Origin of the sequence: Streptomyces sp. NBC_00582, assembly GCF_036345155.1 — a bacterium.
Taxonomy (GTDB): domain Bacteria; phylum Actinomycetota; class Actinomycetes; order Streptomycetales; family Streptomycetaceae; genus Streptomyces.
In genome coordinates, this window is record NZ_CP107772.1 from 9,677,101 (window position 1) to 9,698,201 (window position 21,101).

At 70.6% G+C, this 21,101-nt stretch carries 19 protein-coding genes; 11 read left to right on the forward strand and 8 right to left on the reverse strand.

What is annotated here, in order from left to right; all coding sequences use genetic code 11:
• Positions 1 to 90 precede the first annotated feature (90 nt).
• The 4 genes from OG852_RS43800 to OG852_RS43815 all read right to left on the reverse strand — a co-directional run bounded on the left by OG852_RS43800 (position 91) and on the right by OG852_RS43815 (position 4,099).
• Entirely contained in the window at positions 91 to 447 is a 357-nt protein-coding gene (locus tag OG852_RS43800; protein WP_133914379.1) for a UBP-type zinc finger domain-containing protein, read from the reverse strand.
• Positions 444 to 1,910 (reverse strand): ATP-binding protein, encoded by a 1,467-nt coding sequence (locus tag OG852_RS43805; protein WP_330351610.1) that lies wholly within the window; start codon positions 1,908 to 1,910, stop codon positions 444 to 446. The genes OG852_RS43800 and OG852_RS43805 overlap by 4 nt, the downstream gene beginning before the upstream one ends.
• An 11-nt stretch (positions 1,911 to 1,921) precedes the next feature.
• Positions 1,922 to 3,598: an FAD-dependent oxidoreductase gene (locus OG852_RS43810; protein ID WP_330350791.1), complete on the reverse strand. Its 1,677-nt coding sequence runs from the start codon at positions 3,596 to 3,598 to the stop codon at positions 1,922 to 1,924.
• Between the two features lie 144 nt (positions 3,599 to 3,742).
• Complete coding sequence (locus OG852_RS43815) at positions 3,743 to 4,099, reverse strand: VOC family protein (RefSeq protein WP_133914376.1); 357 nt, start codon at positions 4,097 to 4,099, stop codon at positions 3,743 to 3,745.
• Positions 4,100 to 4,160: 61 nt separating this feature from the next.
• On the opposite strand from OG852_RS43815, the gene OG852_RS43820 reads away from it, so the two are divergent.
• On the forward strand, positions 4,161 to 5,033 hold the full coding sequence (locus tag OG852_RS43820; protein ID WP_133914375.1) for a universal stress protein: 873 nt from the start codon (positions 4,161 to 4,163) through the stop codon (positions 5,031 to 5,033).
• Positions 5,034 to 5,048: 15 nt separating this feature from the next.
• Here OG852_RS43820 and OG852_RS43825 read toward each other — a convergent pair whose 3' ends face one another.
• Together OG852_RS43825 and OG852_RS43830 are read right to left on the reverse strand one after the other, a co-directional pair.
• Entirely contained in the window at positions 5,049 to 6,284 is a 1,236-nt protein-coding gene (locus tag OG852_RS43825) for a DUF4032 domain-containing protein (RefSeq protein ID WP_133914374.1), read from the reverse strand.
• 9 nt (positions 6,285 to 6,293) lie between these two features.
• Complete coding sequence (locus OG852_RS43830) at positions 6,294 to 7,043, reverse strand: MBL fold metallo-hydrolase (RefSeq protein ID WP_133914373.1); 750 nt, start codon at positions 7,041 to 7,043, stop codon at positions 6,294 to 6,296.
• A 250-nt stretch (positions 7,044 to 7,293) separates the two neighbouring features.
• Here OG852_RS43830 and OG852_RS43835 point away from each other — a divergent pair, with 250 nt between their 5' ends.
• The 5 genes from OG852_RS43835 (at position 7,294) to OG852_RS43855 (ending at position 11,896) form a co-directional block, all read left to right on the forward strand.
• A complete protein-coding gene (locus OG852_RS43835) occupies positions 7,294 to 8,379 on the forward strand; it encodes an S-(hydroxymethyl)mycothiol dehydrogenase (protein WP_133914372.1) in 1,086 nt (361 codons plus the stop codon).
• A complete protein-coding gene (locus tag OG852_RS43840) occupies positions 8,379 to 9,011 on the forward strand; it encodes an MBL fold metallo-hydrolase (protein WP_133914371.1) in 633 nt (210 codons plus the stop codon). Before OG852_RS43835 ends, OG852_RS43840 begins: the two co-directional genes overlap by 1 nt.
• Positions 9,012 to 9,207: 196 nt before the next feature.
• Entirely contained in the window at positions 9,208 to 9,570 is a 363-nt protein-coding gene (locus OG852_RS43845; protein ID WP_133914370.1) for a bifunctional 3-phenylpropionate/cinnamic acid dioxygenase ferredoxin subunit, read from the forward strand.
• Entirely contained in the window at positions 9,567 to 10,730 is a 1,164-nt protein-coding gene (locus tag OG852_RS43850) for an NAD(P)/FAD-dependent oxidoreductase (RefSeq protein ID WP_208117220.1), read from the forward strand. Before OG852_RS43845 ends, OG852_RS43850 begins: the two co-directional genes overlap by 4 nt.
• A 35-nt stretch (positions 10,731 to 10,765) precedes the next feature.
• Positions 10,766 to 11,896: an aromatic ring-hydroxylating oxygenase subunit alpha gene (locus OG852_RS43855; protein WP_133914369.1), complete on the forward strand. Its 1,131-nt coding sequence runs from the start codon at positions 10,766 to 10,768 to the stop codon at positions 11,894 to 11,896.
• A 1-nt stretch (position 11,897) separates the two neighbouring features.
• Here OG852_RS43855 and OG852_RS43860 read toward each other — a convergent pair whose 3' ends face one another.
• Positions 11,898 to 12,644 (reverse strand): IclR family transcriptional regulator, encoded by a 747-nt coding sequence (locus OG852_RS43860; RefSeq protein ID WP_133914466.1) that lies wholly within the window; start codon positions 12,642 to 12,644, stop codon positions 11,898 to 11,900.
• Positions 12,645 to 12,847: 203 nt separating this feature from the next.
• Here OG852_RS43860 and betA point away from each other — a divergent pair, with 203 nt between their 5' ends.
• Positions 12,848 to 14,518 carry a choline dehydrogenase gene (gene betA / locus OG852_RS43865; RefSeq protein ID WP_330350792.1) on the forward strand — a complete coding sequence of 557 codons (1,671 nt, stop codon included), beginning with the start codon at positions 12,848 to 12,850 and terminating at the stop codon, positions 14,516 to 14,518.
• Positions 14,519 to 14,521: 3 nt separating this feature from the next.
• On the forward strand, positions 14,522 to 15,358 hold the full coding sequence (locus OG852_RS43870) for a 5,10-methylenetetrahydrofolate reductase (protein ID WP_133914367.1): 837 nt from the start codon (positions 14,522 to 14,524) through the stop codon (positions 15,356 to 15,358).
• A 66-nt stretch (positions 15,359 to 15,424) separates the two neighbouring features.
• Here OG852_RS43870 and purU read toward each other — a convergent pair whose 3' ends face one another.
• A complete protein-coding gene (purU, locus tag OG852_RS43875) occupies positions 15,425 to 16,297 on the reverse strand; it encodes a formyltetrahydrofolate deformylase (protein ID WP_133914366.1) in 873 nt (290 codons plus the stop codon).
• A 218-nt stretch (positions 16,298 to 16,515) separates the two neighbouring features.
• Here purU and OG852_RS43880 point away from each other — a divergent pair, with 218 nt between their 5' ends.
• From OG852_RS43880 to OG852_RS43890, 3 genes are read left to right on the forward strand one after another with little or no spacing between them, the layout of a single operon-like run.
• Complete coding sequence (locus OG852_RS43880; RefSeq protein WP_330350793.1) at positions 16,516 to 17,985, forward strand: aldehyde dehydrogenase family protein; 1,470 nt, start codon at positions 16,516 to 16,518, stop codon at positions 17,983 to 17,985.
• A gap of 20 nt (positions 17,986 to 18,005) precedes the next feature.
• A complete protein-coding gene (locus OG852_RS43885; protein ID WP_133914364.1) occupies positions 18,006 to 19,097 on the forward strand; it encodes a quaternary amine ABC transporter ATP-binding protein in 1,092 nt (363 codons plus the stop codon).
• Positions 19,094 to 21,094, forward strand: a complete 2,001-nt coding sequence (locus tag OG852_RS43890; RefSeq protein ID WP_330350794.1) for an ABC transporter permease — start codon at positions 19,094 to 19,096, stop codon at positions 21,092 to 21,094. Before OG852_RS43885 ends, OG852_RS43890 begins: the two co-directional genes overlap by 4 nt.
• The last annotated feature ends 7 nt before the right edge of the window (positions 21,095 to 21,101 follow it).

A 21,101-nucleotide genomic window follows, 5' to 3' on the forward strand; every position in this document is an offset into this window, starting at 1 on the left:
GCAGCTTGTATGCCCACGAGGGCTGTTCGTCACCCTTGCCGGGGTGGCGAAGAGGCGTCCGGGGGGCGCACGCGTCGAGTAGGAGCGCCCCTATCCCCGGCGCAGGAGCTGGGCCCAGTCCGCCGGTACCCGCCCTGCGGGCCCCGGGGCCGGCTGGTCCTCCGGATGACTCACCGGGGGCGCCAACTGCGGCCCGGAGTCGTAGAGTTCATCGGTCGAGTAGTCCCAGAACCATTCCTCGCCCGGCTCGAAGCTGCGCACGATCGGATGCCCGGTGGTCTTGTAGTGGGCGGTGGCGTGCTGGGCGGGGGACGAGTCGCAGCAGCCGATGTGGCCACAGCTCGCGCAGCGCCGCAGATGGAACCACCAGCCCCCGACCGCGTCGCAGTCCACACAGCCGGTGCCGCCGGGCGGGACGGACGGGTCGATGGCGTTGCCTTCGGTCATAGGGGTTCCTCCGCGGGCTGGGACTCGGACTCGGGCTCGGACTCGGGTGCGGGCGCGGTCAGGGGCAGCAGGACCTGGAAGCGGGTGTCGCCCGGCGTCGACTCCACCCGGAGGCCGCCGTGGTGCTTGTTGACCACGATCCGCCAGGAGATGTCCAGGCCGAGACCCGTGCCCTCGCCGACCGGTTTGGTGGTGAAGAAGGGGTCGAAGATACGGCTGCGGATGTCCGCCGGGATGCCGGGGCCGGTGTCGCGGAATTCCACCAGCAGCCGGTCGCCCTCGCGTGCCGTCCGCACGGTCAACGTGCCCGCGCCGCCCGCGCTGTTCATGGCGAACACCGCGTTGTCGACGAGGTTCGTCCACACCTGGTTCAGCTCCGCCGGGTAGGCGGGCACCTCCGGGAGCGTCCGGTCGTACTCCTTGACGACCTCGATGCGCTGCCCGATCTTCCCCGACAGCATCAGCAGGGTGCTGTCGAGGAGTTCATGGACGTCGACGGTGCGGAAGGGGGCGCGGTCGAGCTGCGAGTACTGCTTGGCCGCGTCGACGAGATGCGAGATCCGGGTCGTGGAGTCGTCGATCTCGTTCATCAACAGCTCGGTCTCGATGGTGTAGTTGAGCCAGCCGACCGCGTTCGGCAGCATCTGCGGGTCCACGGCCGCCGCGACCTGCTCCAGCCAGTCGACGTCAAGACCGGCCTGCACGAACACCGGCGCGTACTGCCAGCCGTAGTCCATGCCGTGGTCCTCGAGCCACTCGGTGAGCGCGTCCTCCCGGTCGGAGGCCTCCAGTGGACTGAGCGACGGCGCCTTGGCGACCCGCTCGGCGGTGCGCTCCTGGACCTCGATCAGACTCGCCAACGCGTCCCGAGAGAAGGGCCCTTCGGCGATCAGCGCCAGCTTGTGCCGCATCTTGGCGACCCGTTCGCGCAGCGTCGCGGTGGCCCGCACGGCCGCCGCGGCCGGGTTGTTCAGCTCGTGCGTGAGCCCGGCGGACAACGAGCCGAGCGCCAGCAGGCGTTCCCGCTGCCCGATCGCGGCCTGGGTGTTCTTCGAACCGAAGAACAGGCCCTCCAGCAGATGCACGGCCATCGGGAACCAGTCCCGCATGATCTCCGCGAACACGTCCGCCGGCACCACGAAGAACCGGGACGGCTCCGTCACCCGCATCGAGTTGGTGTAGCCCTGCGGCACCCGGTCGCCGAGGTACGCCTGCATGGCCCCCGAGTACACCCCGCGCTGCGAGGTGCGGGTCACCTCCACGTCGTCCCCGCCGACCCGCCGCGACAGCACGACCGTGCCCTCGATCATCACGTAGAAGCAGGTCGCCTGATCACCCTCGGCGTACACCGGACCGGGCTCGAACCTCTCCACCCGCCCCTCGGCGCACAGCCGTCCCAGCTGCTCCGGGGTGAGTTTCTCGAACAGGAACAGCGAGCCGATCTCCGCCGGGCTGCACGGCATCACCCGCCCGCTCACGACTGCTCCAGATACCGGTGGACGAGCATCACGGCCATGGCTCCCTCTCCGACGGCGGACGCGACACGCTTCGCCGACTCGGCGCGTGCGTCGCCCGCCACGAACACGCCGGGAATGCTGGTCTCCAGATGGTACGGCGGCCGGTCCAGCTCCCAGCCCGCAGGCGGCCGCCCGTCCGCGGTGAGATCCGGCCCGGCCAGGATGAACCCGCGCTCGTCGCGCAGCACGGTCCCGTCCAGCCAGCCGGTCAGCGGGGCCGCGCCGATGAACACGAACATCCACTGCGCGTCGACGGACTCGGTCTCGCCGTTCTTCACGTCCCGCAGCGTCAGCCGCTCCAGGTGCCCGTCGCCGTGCGCGGACTCCACGGTCGTGCCGGTGCGCACGAAGATGTTCGGCGCCTCGTCGATCTGCTGGATCAGGTAGTACGACATCGACGCCGCCAGCGACTCTCCGCGCACCAGCAGCGTCACCGACTTCGCGCCCCGCGACAGGTACATCGCCGCCTGCCCGGCCGAGTTGGCGCCACCCACGATGTACACGTCCTGGCCCTGGCAGGCGGCCGCCTCGGTGAGCGCCGAACCGTAGAACACCCCGCACCCGGTCAGGTCGTCGCAGCCCGGCGCCGCGAGCTGCCGGTAGGACACGCCCGTCGCGAGGATCACGCTGTGCGCCGCCACCGCCGAGCCGTCCGAGAACCGTACGACCCGCGCGGACCCGTTGACCTCCAGACCCGTCACCTCGCGCGCGGTGAGGATCTCCGCGCCGAACTTCGTCGCCTGCCGACGGGCCCGGTCGGTGAGCTGGGCGCCGGACACCCCGTCGGGAAACCCGAGGTAGTTCTCGATGCGCGAGCTCTGCCCGGCCTGCCCGCCGGTCGCCGACCGCTCCACGAGCACCGTCCGCAGCCCCTCCGAGGCCCCGTACACCGCCGCCCCGAGGCCCGCCGGGCCGCCGCCGATGACGACCAGGTCGTAGAACTCGGCCGCCGGGGTCGTCGCCAGGCCCACGCGCGCGGCCAGCTCGGGGGCGTCCGGCTCGACCAGCGGGGCCCCCTCCGGGGTGATCACCAGCGGCAGCCGCCGCCCGTCCGCCTCCGCCGCGGCCAGCAGCCGCTGCCCCTCGGGCTCGTCGGCGGAGTACCAGCGGTACGGCACCTGGTTGCGGGCCAGGAACTCCCGTACCTCCGAGGAACGCGCCGACCACCGGTGCCCGACCACCTTCGTCGCGGGCACCGGCCGGTAGTCGCTGGCCCGCCAGGCGTCGATCAGGTCGTCCAGGACGGGGTAGAGCTTCTCCTCCGGCGGATCCCACGGCTTGAGGAGGTAGTGGTCGAGGTCGACGACGTTGATCGCGTCGATCGCCGCGTTGGTGTCCGCGTAGGCGGTCAGCAGCACCCGCCGCGCGCCCGGGTACACGTCCAGGGCCTGTTCGAGGAACTCGATGCCGTTCATCTGCGGCATGCGGTAGTCGGCCAGGATCACGGCCACCAGGTCGCCGCGCAGCTTCAGCTCGCGCAGCGCCTCCAGCGCGGACTCGCCGGACTCGGCCCGCACGATCCGGTACGCGGCGCCGTAGCGGCGCCGCAGGTCACGGGCGACGGCACGGGAGACCCCCGGGTCGTCGTCCACGGTCAGGATGACGGTCCGCGCTGATTCGGCGGCCTGTGTCATACGTCTCCCACCCCGAGAGCGGTCAGGACTCGCCGGCGCACGGCCAGCCCGGCGCCGGCTCCGCCCATCGTATGTTCGATCGCCCCGGTCCGCGCAGGGATGGCGCGGACCGTGCGCTCCCGGATCAGGCCGGGGCACCCACGGTCAAGGCGACCGCCGCGCCGCAAGGACGCAGAACTCGTTGCCCTCGGGGTCGGCCAGCGTCACCCACGCCTGCTCGCCCTGCCCCACGTCGGCGTGGCGTGCCCCGAGGGACAGCAGTCTGCTCACCTCGGCCCGCTGGTCGACCGGGCGGAAGTCCAGGTGCAGCCGGTTCTTGCCCTGCTTGCGCTCCGGCACATGGACGAAGAGCAGCCCCGGCAGCCGGTCCGGCGCCGGACGGATCTCGTACTCGTCGGGATCGTTGCTCACCACCACCCAGCCGAGCGCCTCCGCCCACCAGCGCCCGAGCGCCACCGGATCGAGAGCGTCCACGATCACCTGTTCCCATTCCAAGGTCATGACCGGCAGCGTAGTGAAGACTGGCCCGGTAGGAAGTGATCACGACACAGGAGGCAGTGGGATGACGGGCCCGATCACGGCAGGGGTCGACGGGACGGACGAGAGCCTCGCGGCGCTCGCCTGGGCGGCACGGGAGGCCGTACGGCGGGACACGGCACTGCGGGTGGTGCACGCCTGGAGGCACCATCCCGGCGCCGCACCCGAGGCCGCCGACCGGGACGCCCAGCGGGCCTGGGTGGGCGAGGCCGTCGAGCGGGCCGTCACCGCGGTCACCGAGCGGTACCCGGGACTGACCATCACCACCGACGTCCTGGAGGGCCACCCGGTCGAGACGCTGGTCGCCGCCGCGGCGGACGCGGAACTGCTGGTGCTCGGCTCGCGCGGGCACGGCGCGGTCGTCGGGTTCCTGCTGGGCTCCGTCGGCCGGCAGGTGATCGCGGAGACGACCCGCCCCGTGGTCCTCGTCCGCGCCGGCGACAAGCCGTCGTCCGAGGTGGCAGGGCACGAGATCGTCGTCGGCCAGCAGGGCGAACCCGAGGACAGCGCCGCCGCGCTGCGGTTCGCCTTCGAGACCGCCGCGGCCCGCGGCGCGAGCGTCCGCGTCGTGCGCGCCTGGCAGCTGCCGCCGGTGTTCGCCTACAGCCCCGGCTCGCTCAAGCTGCTCGACGAGGCCGGCGGCCTGGAGCCCTTCGAGCAGCAGGCCCTCGACGAGGCCGTACGACCGTGGCGGGAGCGCTTCCCGGACGTGCACGTCGTGGAGCACATCGAGATGGGCAGCGCCGGGCAGGTGCTGCTGTCGGTCGCCGGGCGGGCCCAGCTCATGGTCGTCGGCCGACGCGCCCACCGCACCGCCGTGGGCGCCCGCATCGGCTCCGTCGCCCACGGCGTGCTGCACCACGCCGACTGCCCGGTCGCCGTCGTCCCCCACGACTGACACCCGCGCCCCGGCTCACTCGGGCACGGTCGGCTCCAGCGTCTCCCGTGCCTTGGGCAGGATGTTCACGAGGTAGTCCTCGACCGCCGTGTCGAGCCCGATGTCGTGCTGCGCCTGCTCCGACAGATACCAGCGGTGCTCGAGCAGCTCGTGGTAGATCTCCGCCGGGTCCATCGAGCCCCGCAGTTCCAGCGGTACGGCGCGCACGGTGGGCCGGAACACGTCCCGCACCCACCGGTGCGCCAGCACCTCGGGCCGGGCGGCGAGGGGGTCGCCCGGCGCGTAGTCGTCCTGGGTCGCCATCCAGCTCTCCAGGTCGTTCAGCAGCCGCCTGGCCTGGTTCTCCTCGGTGTCCAGACCGGTCAGCCTGAGGAGTTGGCGCTGGTGGTGGCCCGCGTCGACGACCTTCGGCACGAAGGTGACCGTGTCGCCGCCCGAGGAGTGCTCGATCTGCATCTCGGCGACGTCGAACCCCAGGTCGTTGAGCCTGCGGATACGGCGCTCGATGTAGTGGTACTTGCCGGCCGGGTACACCGAGGTGCGGGTCAGTTCCTCCCAGAGCGCGCCGTAGCGGGCGCAGATCTCCATGCCGAACTCGATCGGGTCCACCGAGGGGTGGAGCGCCCCTGACGCCTCCAGGTCGAGCAGCTCACCGCTGATGTTGACCCGGGCGAGATCGAGGTCGTACTCCCGCTGGCCGGGGCTGAGCTGCGGGTGCAGATCGCCGGTCTCGGCGTCCACGAGATAGGCGGCGTACGCCCCCGCGTCCCGCCGGAACAGCGTGTTCGACAGCGAGCAGTCGCCCCACGCGAACCCGGCGAGATGCAGCCGTACGATCAGCACGGCGAGGGCGTCCATCAGCCGGTGCATGGTCGCCGGACGCATGGTCGTCTCGAACATCGACCGGTACGGCATCGAGCCGCCCAGATGCCGGGTGACCAGCACCGACTCCAGCGGGTCCCCGGAGCCGTCGGTGCGCCCGGTGACCACGGCCAGTGGGTCGACGGCGGGGATGCCGATCCGGTCCAGGTCGCGCAGCAGCTCGTACTCGCGCAGCGCCGGGCGTTCGGCCAGTTCCTTGACGGCGATCACCTCGTCACCGGCGCGCGCGTAGCGCACCACGTGCCGCGAGATACCGCGCGGCAGCGGGACGAGGACGTCCTCGGGCCATTCCTCCAGGGGAACGTCCCACGGCAGCTCCAGCAGGAGGGCCGGGTGCTCCGGGTTCGTGGCGCTGATCTGCAAAGCCATGGCCCGACCTTAGACGGCGTGTTCGCGGGCGTGCTGGGCGGCCGCCTTCACGGACCCCCGGTGCACCGGCCCGTGCCCCGGCAGCAGCACCTCGGCGTCCAGGGTCTCGATGAGGTCCAGGGAGGCGACCGCGCGGGCGCGTTCGTGGTGGAACATGTCCGGCAGCAGCTGGGGCCCCTTGATCCGGGACGTCATGTGCCCGCTCACCAGGGCGTCACCGGAGATCACCACCCCGGCGTCCGGCAGATGGAAGACGCAGTGCCCGTCGGTGTGCCCCGGGGTGTGCAGGGGGACCGGCCGGCCGGGCAGGTCGAGCGGCCCGTCCGCGACCGGGAACGCCTGCGGCGCGGTGACCGGGTGCTGCTGGGTGCCGCCGACACGCAGCACATGCACCAGCCAGGGCAGCACACCCGGACGCCACGCGTTCCCCAGCACGTCCCCGACGGTCACCTGCTGGAGGAACTCACGGCGGGCGTGCGGTACTTCCTCCCGGTGCAGCAGGACGGGGGTGCCGTACGTCGAGCGGAGATACTCGGCCGAGCCCAGGTGGTCGTTGTGGGCGTGGGTGATCAGCACGGCCTCGACCGCCTCGGGGGAACTGCCCACCGCGGCCAGCGACTCCAGGAGCTGCGGCCGGTCGCCCGGATAGCCCGTGTCGATCAGCGTGACGGCGTCCCCCTCGCCGAGGATCACCCAGTTGGTCTGGGAGCCGTGAACCAGATGGATTCCGTCCGCGACCTGCCGTACGTCCGCGCCCATGTTCGTCGTCCCGAGTGGTGAGGTGCCTGTGCGACGAGCACAGCAAAGCAGATCGGGACGGGGGCGCGGACGGCGGGGCGACCAGGACGTCCGGCACCGGACAGAACTGGGCCTGCGGGCGGGTCACCAAGACGGGCTCGGGGAGCCTTGACCGCTGCTCGGCCCTCCACGATGCTGTGTTGCGGCACATGAGATGCGTGCCGCATTGAGCAACTTTGGAATCAGGTCTCGTACCAGCCGAGGAGTGGCCATGGCTCACCAGGTCCGTGCTGTCGTCGCGCGCGCGAAGGGTGCCCCCGTCAGCCTGGAGACGATTGTCGTCCCCGACCCCGGCCCGGGGGAGGCGCTGGTCAAGATCGAGGCCTGCGGGGTCTGTCACACCGACCTGCACTACCGCGAGGGCGGGATCAACGACGACTTCCCGTTCCTGCTCGGCCACGAGGCCGCGGGTGTCGTCGAGTCGGTCGGCGAGGGCGTCACGGACGTGGCCCCCGGTGACTTCGTCATCCTGAACTGGCGAGCCGTGTGCGGCCAGTGCCGGGCCTGCCGCCGGGGCCGCCCGTGGTACTGCTTCAACACGTACAACGCGAAGCAGAAGATGACCCTCCTCGACGGCACCGAACTCTCGCCCGCGCTGGGCATCGGCGCCTTCGCCGAGAAGACGCTGGTCGCCGCCGGACAGTGCACCAAGGTCGACCGCGCCGCCTCGGCGGCCGCCGCCGGACTGCTCGGCTGCGGTGTGATGGCGGGCATCGGCGCGGCCATCAACACGGGCAACGTCGGCCGCGGCGACAGCGTGGCCGTCATCGGCTGCGGCGGGGTCGGCGCCGCGGCGATCGCGGGATCGAACCTCGCGGGCGCGGCGAAGATCATCGCCGTGGACATCGACGACCGCAAGCTGGCGACCGCGAAGAAGATGGGCGCCACCCACACGGTCAACTCCAAGGAGACCGACGCCGTGGAGGCGATCCGCGAGCTGACCGGCGGCTTCGGCGCGGACGTCGTCATCGAGGCGGTCGGCCGCCCGGAGACGTACCGGCAGGCCTTCTACGGCCGTGACCTGGCCGGCACGGTCGTCCTGGTCGGCGTACCCACCCCCGAGATGAAGCTCGAACTCCCGCTCCTGGACGTCTTCGGGCGCGGCGGCTCCCTGAAGTCCTCCTGGTACGGCGACTGCCTGCCCTCGCGCGACTTCCCCCTGCTGATCGACCTCTACCTCCAGGGCCGCCTCGACCTGGACGCCTTCGTCACCGAGACCATCGCCCTCGACGAGGTGGAGAAGGCCTTCGAGCGGATGCACGGCGGCGACGTCCTGCGCTCGGTGGTGGTCTTCTGATGCCCGGCGCCCGTATCGAGCATCTCGTCACCTCGGGGACCTTCTCCCTGGACGGCGGCACCTGGGACGTGGACAACAACGTCTGGATCGTCGGCGACGACACCGAGGTGATCGTCGTCGACGCCGCCCACGACGCCGACGCGATCGCCCGGGCCGTCGGGGACAGGCGGCTGACCGCCATCGTGTGCACCCACGCCCACAACGACCACATCGACGCCGCGCCCGCCCTCGCCGAGCGCACCGGCGCCCCGGTCCTGCTCCATCCCGACGACCTGCCCCTGTGGAAGCAGACCCACCCCGACCGCGAACCCAACGGCGAGCTGGCCGACGGGCAGGTCGTCACGGTGGCCGGCGTCGAGCTGACCGTGCTGCACACCCCCGGCCACGCCCCCGGGGCGGTCTGTCTGCACGCGCCCGCCCTGACGGCCCTCTTCAGCGGCGACACGCTGTTCTCGGGCGGACCGGGGGCCACCGGACGGTCGTACAGCGACTTCCCGACCATCGTCGACTCCATCCGCGACCGGCTGCTGACGTTGCCCGGCGACACCGTCGTCCACACTGGGCACGGCGGGACGACGACCGTCGGCGCGGAGGCCCCCCACCTCCAGGAGTGGATCGACCGCGGCTTCTGACGGCCCTGGCCGCAGCCCTCCGCACGGCGCCCGTACCGCCTGTTTCCGCAGGTGGTACGGGCTTTTCGAGCTGCGTCGGGGGAGCTGTGCGCGGTCGCGCGAAGCGAGCTCCCGGAGCCCTTGACAGGGGTTCTGGGCGACCTCAGACTGATGTTGCGCTTTCCGCAATCCGTTTCGCTATACGCACCGAGGTGTCATGATGATTCCCGCGTGCCGTCTCGAGGATCTCCCGCGAGGCGAGGCCTTCCGGCTCGACATCGACCCGCCGGTCTCGGTGTTCCACACCGACGAGGGCGAGCTCTTCGCCATCGACGACACCTGCACCCACCAGGACGCCTCGCTCGCCGACGGCTGGCTGGAGGGCTGTGAGGTGGAGTGCCCGCTGCACGCCTCCAAGTTCGACCTGCGCACCGGCGCGGTGGACGCTCCGCCGGCCAAGCTGCCGGTGCGCACCCACGAGGTCGTGGTGGAGGACGGCGTGATCCACGTCAAGGTGTCGGCCGAGGCTCCGAATCTCCCGCCGTGTGTGGCGTCCCGGCTGGCCGGGGGTGCCGCGTGAGGACGGTGGCCGTGGTGGGCGCGTCGCTCGCCGGACTGTCGGCGGTGCGCTCGCTGCGCAGACAGGGCTACGACGGACGGCTCGTCGTCATCGGCGACGAACCGCACCGCCCCTACGACCGGCCGCCGCTGTCGAAGGAGTTCCTCGCGGGCACGCTCGCCGAGGCGGACCTCGCCCTGGAGACCGAGGACGAGGAGCTGGGCGCCGAGTGGCTGCTCGGTGTGCGGGCGACCGGTCTGGACCGTGCCGAGCGTGCGCTGCGGCTGGCCGACGGACGTGAGCTGAAGGCCGACGGGATCGTGCTGGCCACCGGGGCCGCGGCCCGCACCCTGCCGGGCTCCGAGGGGCTGGCGGGCGTGCACACCCTGCGCACCCTGGACGACGCCCGTGCCCTGCGCGCCGAACTCGCCGAGGGCGGGCGGCTGGTGGTGATCGGCGGCGGGTTCATCGGTGCCGAGGTCGCCTCCACCGCGTACGCCCTGGGTGTCGAGGTGACGGTGATCGAGGTGGCCCCGACGCCGCTGGCCGGCCCGCTCGGCGCCGCGATGGGCACCATCGTCTCGGCTCTCCACGCCGACCACGGCGTACGGCTCCTGTGCGGGGTCGGCGTCAAGGGACTGGGCGGGGACCAGCGGGTCGACGCCGTTCTGCTGGAGGACGGCCGGAGCATCCCCGCCGACATGGTGGTCGTCGGGGTCGGGGCCAGCCCGTGCGTCGAGTGGCTCCGGGGGTCGGGCGTCGAGCTCGACAACGGCGTCAAGTGCGGGGCCGACGGGCGCACCAGCCTGGCTTCCGTGGTGGCGGTGGGGGACTGCGCCAACTGGTACGACCCCCGGGCCGGGGCCCATCGCCGCGTCGAGCACTGGACCGGCGCGCGCGAGCGCCCCGACGCCGCCGTGGCCACGCTGCTGGCGGGCGGGGCGGTGGAGCCGGGCCTGCCCAAGCCGCCGTACTTCTGGTCCGACCAGTACGGCGTGAAGATCCAGTTCGCCGGTCACGCGGCCGGCGCCGACAGCGTCACCGTCGAAGAAGGCGCCGCCGAGGACCGCAACGTCCTGGCCGTCTACCGGCGCGCCGGAGTCCCGGTCGCCGTGCTCGGGATGAACCAGCCGCGGCTGTTCACCCGCTGGCGCAAGCAACTCGCCGCCGCCACCGTCTGACACCTCCCCATTCCGAGTTCCCCGAGGAGTGCACCGTGACCTCGACCAGTCTGCCGGACAGCCTGATCGCCACCCTTCCCGGCTCCTCCTACACGGATCCCGGGATCTTCGCCCAGGAGCAGGAGCGCATCTTCGAGACCATGTGGTTCTGCGTGGCGCGCGCCTCGGAGCTGGCCAAGCCCGGCGCGTTCCGCACCGTGGACGTGGGCCGCGAGTCCATCCTGATCACCCGGGCCCGGGACAACTCCGTCCGCGCCTACTTCAACGTGTGCCGTCACCGCGGGGCGAAGCTCTGCACGGAGGAGACGGGCGAGGTCAAGCGGGCCTTCCAGTGCCCTTACCACGCCTGGACCTACGACCTCAACGGCAAGCTCGTCGCCGCGCCGAACCTGACCAAGATGCCCGACGTCGGCCGCACCGAGTACGGGCTCGTCAGCGTCGCGGTGCGCGAGTGGCTCGGCTATGTGTGGGTGTGCCTGGCGGAGAACCCGCCGTCCTTCGAGGAGGACGTGCTCGGCGCGGTGATCGAGCGGCTCGGCGACCTGGAGTCGATCGAGCGGTACGACGTCGACAACCTCCAGGTCGGCCGCCGTATCACCTACGACGTGAAGGCGAACTGGAAGCTCATCATCGAGAACTTCATGGAGTGCTACCACTGCGCCACCATCCACCCCGAACTCACCGAGGTCCTTCCGGAGTTCGCCGACGGCTACGCGGCCCAGTACTACGTGGGCCACGGCGCGGAGTTCGGCGAGGAGATCCAGGGCTTCACCGTCGACGGCTCCGAAGGCCTGGACCGCATCCCCGGGGTGGCCGAGGACCAGGACCGGCGCTACTACGCGATCACCGTCAAGCCGCAGGTCTTCATCAACCTCGTCCCCGACCACGTCATCTTCCACCGTATGTACCCGGTGGCGGTGGACCGCACGATCGTCGAGTGCGACTGGCTCTACCTGCCGCACGTCGTCGACAGCGGCAAGGACGTCTCCCGCTCGGTGGAGCTGTTCCACCGGGTCAACGAGCAGGACTTCGAGGCCTGCGAGCGCACCCAGCCCGGCATGAGCTCGCGGATGTACGCCAAGGGCGGTGTGCTGGTGCCCAGCGAGCACCACATCGGTGCCTTCCACGACTGGGTCAACGAGCGCCTCGGCACCCCCCAGGCCTGACTCAGCCCAGGAACCCCATGCGGTGGCTGATCTCCTCCGCGCCCTTGAGGAGGATCGGCGAGAGCTCGTGCAGCCGCTCCTCCGTGAAGCGGTACGAGGGGCCGGACGCGCTGAGCGCCGCGATGACCTCGCCGTCCCGGTCCCGGATCGGGGCGGCCATCGCGTGGAGCCCGATCTCCAGCTCCTCCAGCGTCCAGGCGTAACCGCGCTCCCGGGCCTCCGCCAGGTTCTTCTCCAGCTTCGCCTTCGCGGTGATGGTGTGCGGGCCGACCTTCTCCAGGCCGGACTTCGCCAGCACCGCCGCCCGCTCCTTGGCGGGGAGGTGGGCCAGCAGGACCTTGCCGCTCGACGTCGCGTGCAGCGGGGTCAGCTCACCGACCCAGTTGTGCGCGGCGACGGCCGCCGGGCCGCGCACCTGGTACAGGTTGATCGCGTAGTGCTCCTGCATGACCGCGATGTTGACCGTCTCGCCGATCTCCTCGGCGAGGCGTTCGCAGACGGGCCGTCCCTGCTGGGTGATGTCGAGCCGTCCCGTGACCGCGCCGGCCAGGCGTACGATGCCGAAGCCGAGCCGGTACTTGCCGCGCTCGCCCGCCTGCTCCACCAGACCGCGCGCCTCCAGGGCGCCGAGCAGACGGAACGCGGTGGACTTGTGAACATCGATCTCGGCGGCCACCTCGCTGACGCCCGCCTCGCCGCGCTGGGCCAGGATTTCCAGCACGCTGATGGCGCGGTCGACCGACTGCACGCCGCCGGACTGCGAACTCGACGTTTCGGTGTCTGTGCTGTAGTTGCTCACAGCGCAACTATACGTGCAGTAAACAACGCCTTTGCAAGTAACTCCCTGGAAACCAAAACCGCGTAAGTTGCGTGGTCCGCAACCTAGTGCACATAGCGCTACTGGTACTAGCATGCGTCGCGTTATCTGTGGCGCGAGCGAGACGAGGCACCATGGCTTCCCTGCAGTACGACTTCGTCATCGTCGGTGGTGGTTCGGCCGGCAGCGCACTGGCGAACAGGCTCTCCGCGGATCCGTCGAACCGGGTCCTGGTGCTGGAGGCCGGCCGGTCCGACTATCCCTGGGATGTGTTCATCCACATGCCGGCCGCCCTGACCTATCCGATCGGCAGCCGGTTCTACGACTGGAAGTACGAGTCCGAGCCCGAGCCCCACATGGGCGGCCGGCGCATCTACCACGCGCGCGGCAAGGTCCTGGGCGGTTCCAGCAGCATCAACGGCATGATCTTCCAGCGCGGCAACCCGATGGACTACGAACGCTGGGCCGCGGACCCCGGCATGGAGACCTGGGACTACGCGCACTGTCTGCCGTACTTCCGGCGCATGGAGAACTGTCTCGCCGCCGACCCGGACGACGAGTTCCGCGGCCACGACGGCCCCCTCGTCCTGGAGCGCGGCCCGGCCACCAACCCCCTCTTCGGCGCCTTCCTCAAGGCCACGGAGGAGGCCGGCTACGCGCCCACGACCGATGTCAACGGCTACCGGCAGGAAGGTTTCGCCCAGTTCGACCGCAACGTCTCCCGCGGGCGTCGACTCTCCGCCTCCAAGGCCTACCTCAAGCCGGTCCGCAAGCGTCCCAACCTCACCGTCACCACCCGCGCCCTGGTCACCCGCGTCCTCTTCGAGGGCAAGAAGGCCGTCGGTGTCGAGTACCGGCGCGGCAGGGGCGCCCCCCAGCAGGTCCGCGCCAAGGAAGTCATCCTCTGCGGCGGTGCGATCAACTCCCCGCAGCTCCTGCAGCTCTCCGGGGTCGGCAACGCGGAGGAACTGCGCGCCCTGGGCATCGACGTCGTCCACGACCTGCCCGGCGTGGGCGAGAACATGCAGGACCACCTCGAGGTCTACATCCAGTACGCCTGCAAGCAGCCCGTCTCCATGCAGCCGTACCTCGCGAAGTGGCGGGCCCCCTTCATCGGGCTGCAGTGGCTCTTCCGCAAGGGGCCGGCCGCCACGAACCACTTCGAGGCCGGCGGCTTCGCCCGCAGCAACGAGGACGTGGACTACCCGAACCTGATGTTCCACTTCCTGCCCATCGCGGTCCGCTACGACGGCTCCGTGCCCGCCGGCGGCCACGGCTACCAGGTCCATGTCGGGCCCATGTACTCCGACGCCATCGGCTCGGTGAAGATCAAGAGCAAGGACCCGCGCGAACACCCCGCCCTGCGCTTCAACTACCTCTCCACCGAGCAGGACCGCCGCGAATGGGTCGAGGCGATCCGGGTCGCCCGCAAGCTCCTCAACCAGCCCGCCCTCGCCCCCTACAACGACGGGGAGATCTCCCCCGGTCCCTCCGTGGAGAGCGACGAGGAGATCCTCGCCTGGGTCGCCAAGGACGGCGAGACGGCCCTGCACCCCTCCTGCACCTGCAAGATGGGCACCGACGAGATGTCCGTCGTCGACCCCACCAGCATGCGGGTGCACGGTGTGGACGGCCTGCGTGTCGTCGACGCCTCGGTCATGCCGTACGTCACCAACGGCAACATCTACGCCCCGGTGATGATGATCGCGGAGAAGGCCGCCGACCTGATCCTCGGCAAGGAGCCCCTGGCCCCCTCGAAGGCCGCGTACTACCGTCACCGCGACGCCCGGCAGCAGGCCCGGTAGGCCTTGGCCGCCGACGGGGTGCGGACGCTGCTGGAGCGCGTCCGCTACGAGGTACTGCCCGCGAAGGCGACCGAGGACGCGGTCCTCGCCCACGTACCGCGCGATGTCGTCGTCACCGTGACGGCGTCCCCGGTCAAGGGCCTGGAACCGACCCTCGACCTCACCGCGCGCCTCAGGGCGCACGGCTACCGCGTCGTCCCGCACGTGCCCGCGCGGCTGCTGCGGGACGACGCGCACCTCAAGGAGGTCACCGGCCGGCTCCGGGAGCTCGGCGTGGACGACGTCTTCGTTCCGGCGGGCGACGCGAACCCGCCCGCAGGGGCCTACGAGGGCGCGCTGCCGGTCCTGCGCAGGCTGAGCGAGCTGGGCGGCCCCTTCGCCCGGGTGGGCATCACCGGCTACCCCGAGAGCCATCCCCTCATCCACGACGACCTCACCATCCAGGCGATGTGGGACAAGCGCGAGCACGCCACGTACATCGTGAGCAACCTCTGCTTCGACGCGCGTGTGCTGGGGGAGTGGATCGCCCGGATCAGGCGCCGGGACGTCGTCCTGCCCGTGCACGTCGGCGTCGCCGGGCCCGTGCAGCGGGCGAAGCTGCTCGCCCTGGCGACGAAGATCGGTGTGGGGGAGTCGACCCGGTTCCTGACCAGGCACCCGTGGTGGTTCCTGCGCTTCGCCGCGCCCGGGGGCTATGCGCCCGAGAGGCTGCTCGGCCGCGCCGAGGAGGCCCTCACGGCGCCCATGGCCGGCGTCGAGGGCCTCCATGTGTTCACGTTCAACCAGATCGCCGAGACCGAGAGGTGGCGGCGGGCTCTGCTGGACCGGCTCCCGGACTGACGGGAACCGTATACGACGTGTGGGCGGGGCCGGAGGACCGGCCCCGCCCACACGCTCGCCCGGGGATCAGCGGAAGACAACCGTACGGTTGCCGTCCACCATCACCCGGCTCTCGCTGTGCCACTTCACCGCGTGCGCCAGGACCTGCGCCTCGACGTCCCGGCCGACCGTGACCAGCTCGCCGGGGTCGAGGGAGTGGTCCACCCGGACCACGTCCTGGTCGATGATCTGGCCCTCGTCCAGGTCCGGCGTGACGTAGTGCGCGGTAGCGCCGACCAGCTTGACGCCCCGGTCGTAGGCCTGGTCGTACGGCTTCGCCCCCTTGAAGCTGGGGAGGAAGGAGTGGTGGATGTTGATGGCGCGGCCCTCGAGCCGCTTGCACAGGTCGTCCGAGAGGATCTGCATGTACCGGGCGAGGACGACGAGGTCGACGTCGAGCTCGCGCACCAGCTCCAGCAGGCGGGCCTCCGCCTCGGGCTTGGTGTCCCTCGTCACCGGGATGTGGTGGAAGGGAATGCCGTAGGTCTCCGCCAGGCCTTCGAAATCCCGGTGATTGGAGACGATCGCCGGGATTTCTATGTTGAGGGAACCCGTGCGCCGGCGGAACAGCAGATCGTTCAGGCAGTGCCCGAACTTGGACACCATGATGAGCGTCCGCGTCGGAGTGGACGCGTCCCGCAGGGTCCAGGAGATCCGGTAGGCGTCCGCCACGGGACCGAATCGGTAACGCAGATTTTGCAGATCGGCGCTCGGGTCCGACACGTCGAAGTGGACTCTCATGAAGAAACGGCCCTGGAGACGGTCGTCGAACTGCTGACTCTCCAGGATGTTCCCGGAGTTGCGGACGAGGAAGCCGCTCACGGCGTGGACCAGTCCCGCGCTGTCGGGACACGAAAGGGTGAGGACGTACTCGCGGCCGGGCTGAGGTCGGGGGGACATGGGCCTCCTCCGTCGGTGCGTAATGCACAACTCGGTGAGCGATGCGCAACATAGTTGGGCGCGGAAGGGTCCTCGGTCAAGAGAGACGGGACGAAAAGCCCCTTGCGAAATCGTCATCCGCCAACCTCTTGACGGATGTCCGTACATTGGCCAGGGTGTTCCACCACAAGCAATTGAATGCACGATGCGCAACGCATTTCAGCTGAAGGGCTTGGCGCGTGGCAGACCTGTATGTGGCCGGTGAATGGCGGGAGCCGGTGGCCGGAGGCCGCCGTGACATCCGATGTCCCGCCGACGGCACGCTCTCCGCGACCGTATCGGAAGGGACACGTCCCGACACCGAGGCGGCGATCATCGCGGCTCGCCGGGCCTTCGACGAAGGCCCCTGGCCGCACACCCCCGAGCGTGAGCGCGGCGCCCTGCTGCTGCGCACCGCCGATCTCATCGAGCGCGACGCCAAGCTGTTCGCCCGCGCCGAGTCCCTCGACACCGGCAAGAGGCTGGTGGAGAGCGAGTACGACATCGCCGACGTCGTCTCCTGCTTCCGATACTACGGCGGGCTCGGCGGAACCGACGCGGGCCGCGTGATCGACACCGGCCGCGACGACGCCGTGAGCCGTGTGGTGTACGAACCCGTCGGTGTGTGCGGGCTGATCACCCCCTGGAACTACCCCCTGCTCCAGGCGTCCTGGAAGGTCGCCCCCGCGCTGCTCGCCGGGAACACCTTCGTCCTCAAGCCCAGCGAGCTCACCCCCTCCACCTCCGTCCTGCTGATGAAGGCCCTGGAGGAGGCCGGGCTCCCGGCCGGCGTCGGCAACCTCGTCCTCGGCAGCGGACCCGAGGCCGGCGCCCCCCTCTCCGAGCACCCCGCGGTCGACCTGGTCTCCTTCACCGGAGGCCTGGAGACCGGCAAGCGGATCATGGCCACCGCCGCGGCGACCGTGAAGAAGGTGGCGCTGGAGCTCGGTGGCAAGAACCCCAACGTGATCTTCGCCGACGCCGACTTCGAGACGGCCGTGGACTTCGCCCTGACGGCCGTCTTCCTGCACTCGGGCCAGGTCTGCTCGGCCGGCGCCCGGCTGATCGTCGAGGACTCGCTGCACGACCGGCTCGTCGACGAGGTCGTACGCCGGGCCCGGCAGATCCGGCTCGGCGGCCCCTTCGACCCCGAGGCCGAGACCGGCGCGCTGATCTCCGCCCAGCACCTGGCGAAGGTCGAGGCGTACGTGGCGGCCGGGATCGCCGAGGGCGCCGTCCTGCGCTGCGGCGGCGAGCGCCCCGCCGACCCCGCCCTCGCGAACGGTCACTACTACCCGCCGACCGTCCTCGACGAGTGCCGGCAGGACATGCGCGTGGTGCACGAGGAGTCCTTCGGACCCGTCCTGACGGTGGAGCGCTTCACCGACGAGGACGACGCCGTACGCATCGCCAACGACACCGAGTACGGCCTCGCCGGAGCCGTGTGGACCCAGGACGCCGGCAAGGCCCAGCGGGTCGCCCGGCGGCTGCGCCACGGCACCGTGTGGATCAACGACTACCACCCCTATGTGCCGCAAGCGGAATGGGGTGGGTTCGGACACTCGGGCGTGGGCCGCGAGCTGGGACCGACCGGCCTGAACGAGTACCGAGAGCCCAAGCACATCTGGCAGAACATCCAACCCCGGCCGCAGCACTGGTTCCGCGGCTGAACGCCGAAAAGAGGGCGATCGTGACCCCCACACAGACCGAGGTATCCCAGCGGCGCGGCACACCTCAGGACGCGGACGGCGCTCCTGTCATCTCCGTGCGCAATCTGTGGAAGGTGTTCGGACCGAAGGCCGAGCGGGTTCCGGGTGACGCGGAGCTGTGCGGCCTGACCCGTCGTGAGCTGATGGACCGCACCGGCTGTACCGCCGCCGTGCGGGATGTGAACTTCGACGTCCGCAAGGGCGAGGTGTTCGTCGTCATGGGCCTGTCCGGCTCGGGCAAGTCGACGCTGGTGCGCTGTCTGACCCGGCTGATCGAGCCCACCTCGGGGGAGCTGGTCTTCGAGGGGCAGGACATCCGCCAGGCGGACGCGGCCCGGCTGCGGGACCTGCGGCGGCGCAAGTTCTCGATGGTCTTCCAGCATTTCGGGCTGCTGCCGCACCGCCGGGTGGTGGACAACGTGGCGTTCGGGCTGGAGATCCGCGGGATGGGCAGGGCGGAGCGCACCAAGCGCGCGCTGGAGGTCGTGGAGCTGGTCGGCCTGGCCGGTTACGAGAACTCCTACCCCGACCAGCTCTCGGGCGGTATGCAGCAGCGCGTCGGCCTGGCCCGCGCGCTGGCGGGAGATCCGGACGTGCTGTTCTTCGACGAGCCGTTCTCCGCGCTGGACCCGCTGATCCGCCGGGACATGCAGAACGAGGTCATCCGTCTCCACCACGAGGTCGGCAAGACGATGGTCTTCATCACCCACGACCTGTCCGAGGCGCTGAAGCTGGGCGACCGCATCCTGATCATGCGGGACGGAAAGATGGTCCAGTGCGGCACCGGTGACGAGCTGGTGGGCGCGCCGGCGGACGACTACGTGCGCGAGTTCGTCAAGGACGTGCCGCGTGGCGATGTGCTGACCCTGCGGTGGATCATGCGGGCGCCGGAGGACGGCGACGCGCTGGACGGGCCCGAGCTGGGGCCGGACGTGGTGGTCCGCGAGGCCACCCGGGCGGTGCTCGCCGCCGAGAAGCCGGTGAAGGTCGTCGAGGACGGCAAGCTGCTGGGCATCGTCGGCGACGAGGAGATCCTCGCGGTCGTCGCCGGGCAGGAAGGCGGCAGGGGATGACCGCCGTCATCGAGCAACCCGAGACGACGGAGACGGCCGCACCGGCCGAGCCCGTCAACCCCGCCCGGAAGATCTCCCGGCCCATGGCGGTCGGCGCGATCCTCGTCGTCTGGCTGCTGCTCTTCGCCGTCCTGCGCGGAAAGCAGACGCTGTCCCTCGCCGCGGCCGATCTGACGGATCTGCACCGCTGGTTCAACGACGTCAACGACTCCATCGGCGCCAACCGCAACTCCAACCCGCTCTTCCTCTACTTCTTCAACGAGATCCGCCTGGTCATCGACAACCTGGTGACCTTCATCCAGGACCTCGTCTCCCAGCCCTCCGGCACCCGGCCCGTCCCGCAGATCGGCTGGCTCGGCGTGGTCGGCATCGCCGGATACGTCTCCTGGGCGGTGGGCAACTGGCGGGTGGCGCTGCTGGCGGTGGCCGGGTTCACCTTCATGGGCCTGCAGGGGCTGTGGCAGGAGAGCATGGACACCCTGGCCCTCACGCTCTCCGCGGTCCTCGTCGCACTGCTGTTGGCGATCCCGCTGGGGGTGTGGGCGGGCATGTCCGACCGGTTCAACCGGGTCGTGACGCCCTTCCTGGATCTCATGCAGACGATGCCGACCTTCGTCTATCTGGCCCCGCTGACCCTGTTCTTCCTGATCGGCGGTGCCTCGGCCGTGATCGCCACGGCGATCTACGCGGCCCCGCCGGCGATCCGCATCACCGCCCACGCCATCCGCTCGGTCCCCGAGACCACCGCCGAGGCGGCCGACTCGCTCGGGGCCACCCGTCGACAGGCGCTGCTGAAGGTGCTGCTGCCGATGTCCAAGCGGACCGTGGTGATGGGCGTCAACCAGTCGATCATGGCCGCACTCGCCATGGTCACCATCGCCGCCCTGATCGACGCGCCGGGTCTCGGCAAGACGGTCGTCCAGGCACTGCAGTCCCTCGACGTCGGTACGGCCTTCAACGCGGGGCTGGCGATCGTCGTGATGGCGATCGTCCTCGACCGGGTCACCACCGCGGCCAGCGCCCGCGAGGAGGCCAGCCGGGGCTCGAAGAACCGCTTCCTCAGGTGGCGCCCGCAGCTGCTGGGCGCGGGGGCCGTCGTCACCGTCGTGCTGATCTACATGTCGCACACCTACGTGTGGGCGGCGGAGTTCCCCGGCGAGGGCAGTCTGGGCAGCTCGATCGCGAGCGCCGCCGACACGGCGACGAACTGGGCGCAGGACAATCTGTCGGGCCTCACCAACGCCTTCCGGGACGCGATCACCAACGGTCTGCTGAACCCCTTCCAGACGCTGCTCACCGACTCGCCGTGGTGGCTGGTGGCCGCGGTCCTCGTCGGGCTGGCCGTCGTGCTGGGCGGCTGGCGGGCCGGTGTCACCACGGTGGTGTGCGTGGGGCTGCTGGTCGGTACGGGTGTCTGGTCGGACGCCATGACCACCCTCGCGTCGACCGTGGTGGCCACCGTGCTCGTGATGGTGCTCGGCATGGTCTTCGGGGTGTGGATGGGCCGCAGCGTGCTGGTGGACCGGGTGCTGCGGCCGAGTCTGGACGCGGCGCAGGTCATGCCGCCGTTCGTCTACCTCGTGCCGTTCCTGGCGTTGTTCGGCGCGACCCGCTTCACGGCGATCGTGGCGGCGATCGTGTACGCGGCGCCCGTCGCGATGAAGATCATCGCGGACGGGGTGCGGGCGGTGCCGCAGACGACGGTGGAGGCGGCCACGTCGGCCGGGTGCAACACCTGGCAGATCATCACCAAGGTTCAACTGCCGATGTCACGCAGTGCCCTGACGCTCGCGACCAATCAGGGGCTGATCTACGTGCTGTCGATGGTTGTGGTGGGCGGCCTGGTGGGGGCGGGTGCCCTCGGCTACGACGTCGTGGCCGGGTTCTCGCAGGGCCAGTTGTACGGGAAGGGGCTGGCGGCGGGTCTCGCCATCGTTCTTCTCGGCGTCATGTTCGACCGGATCACTCAGGCAGCGGCGCGACGCGCGAGCGCATAAGGAGCAG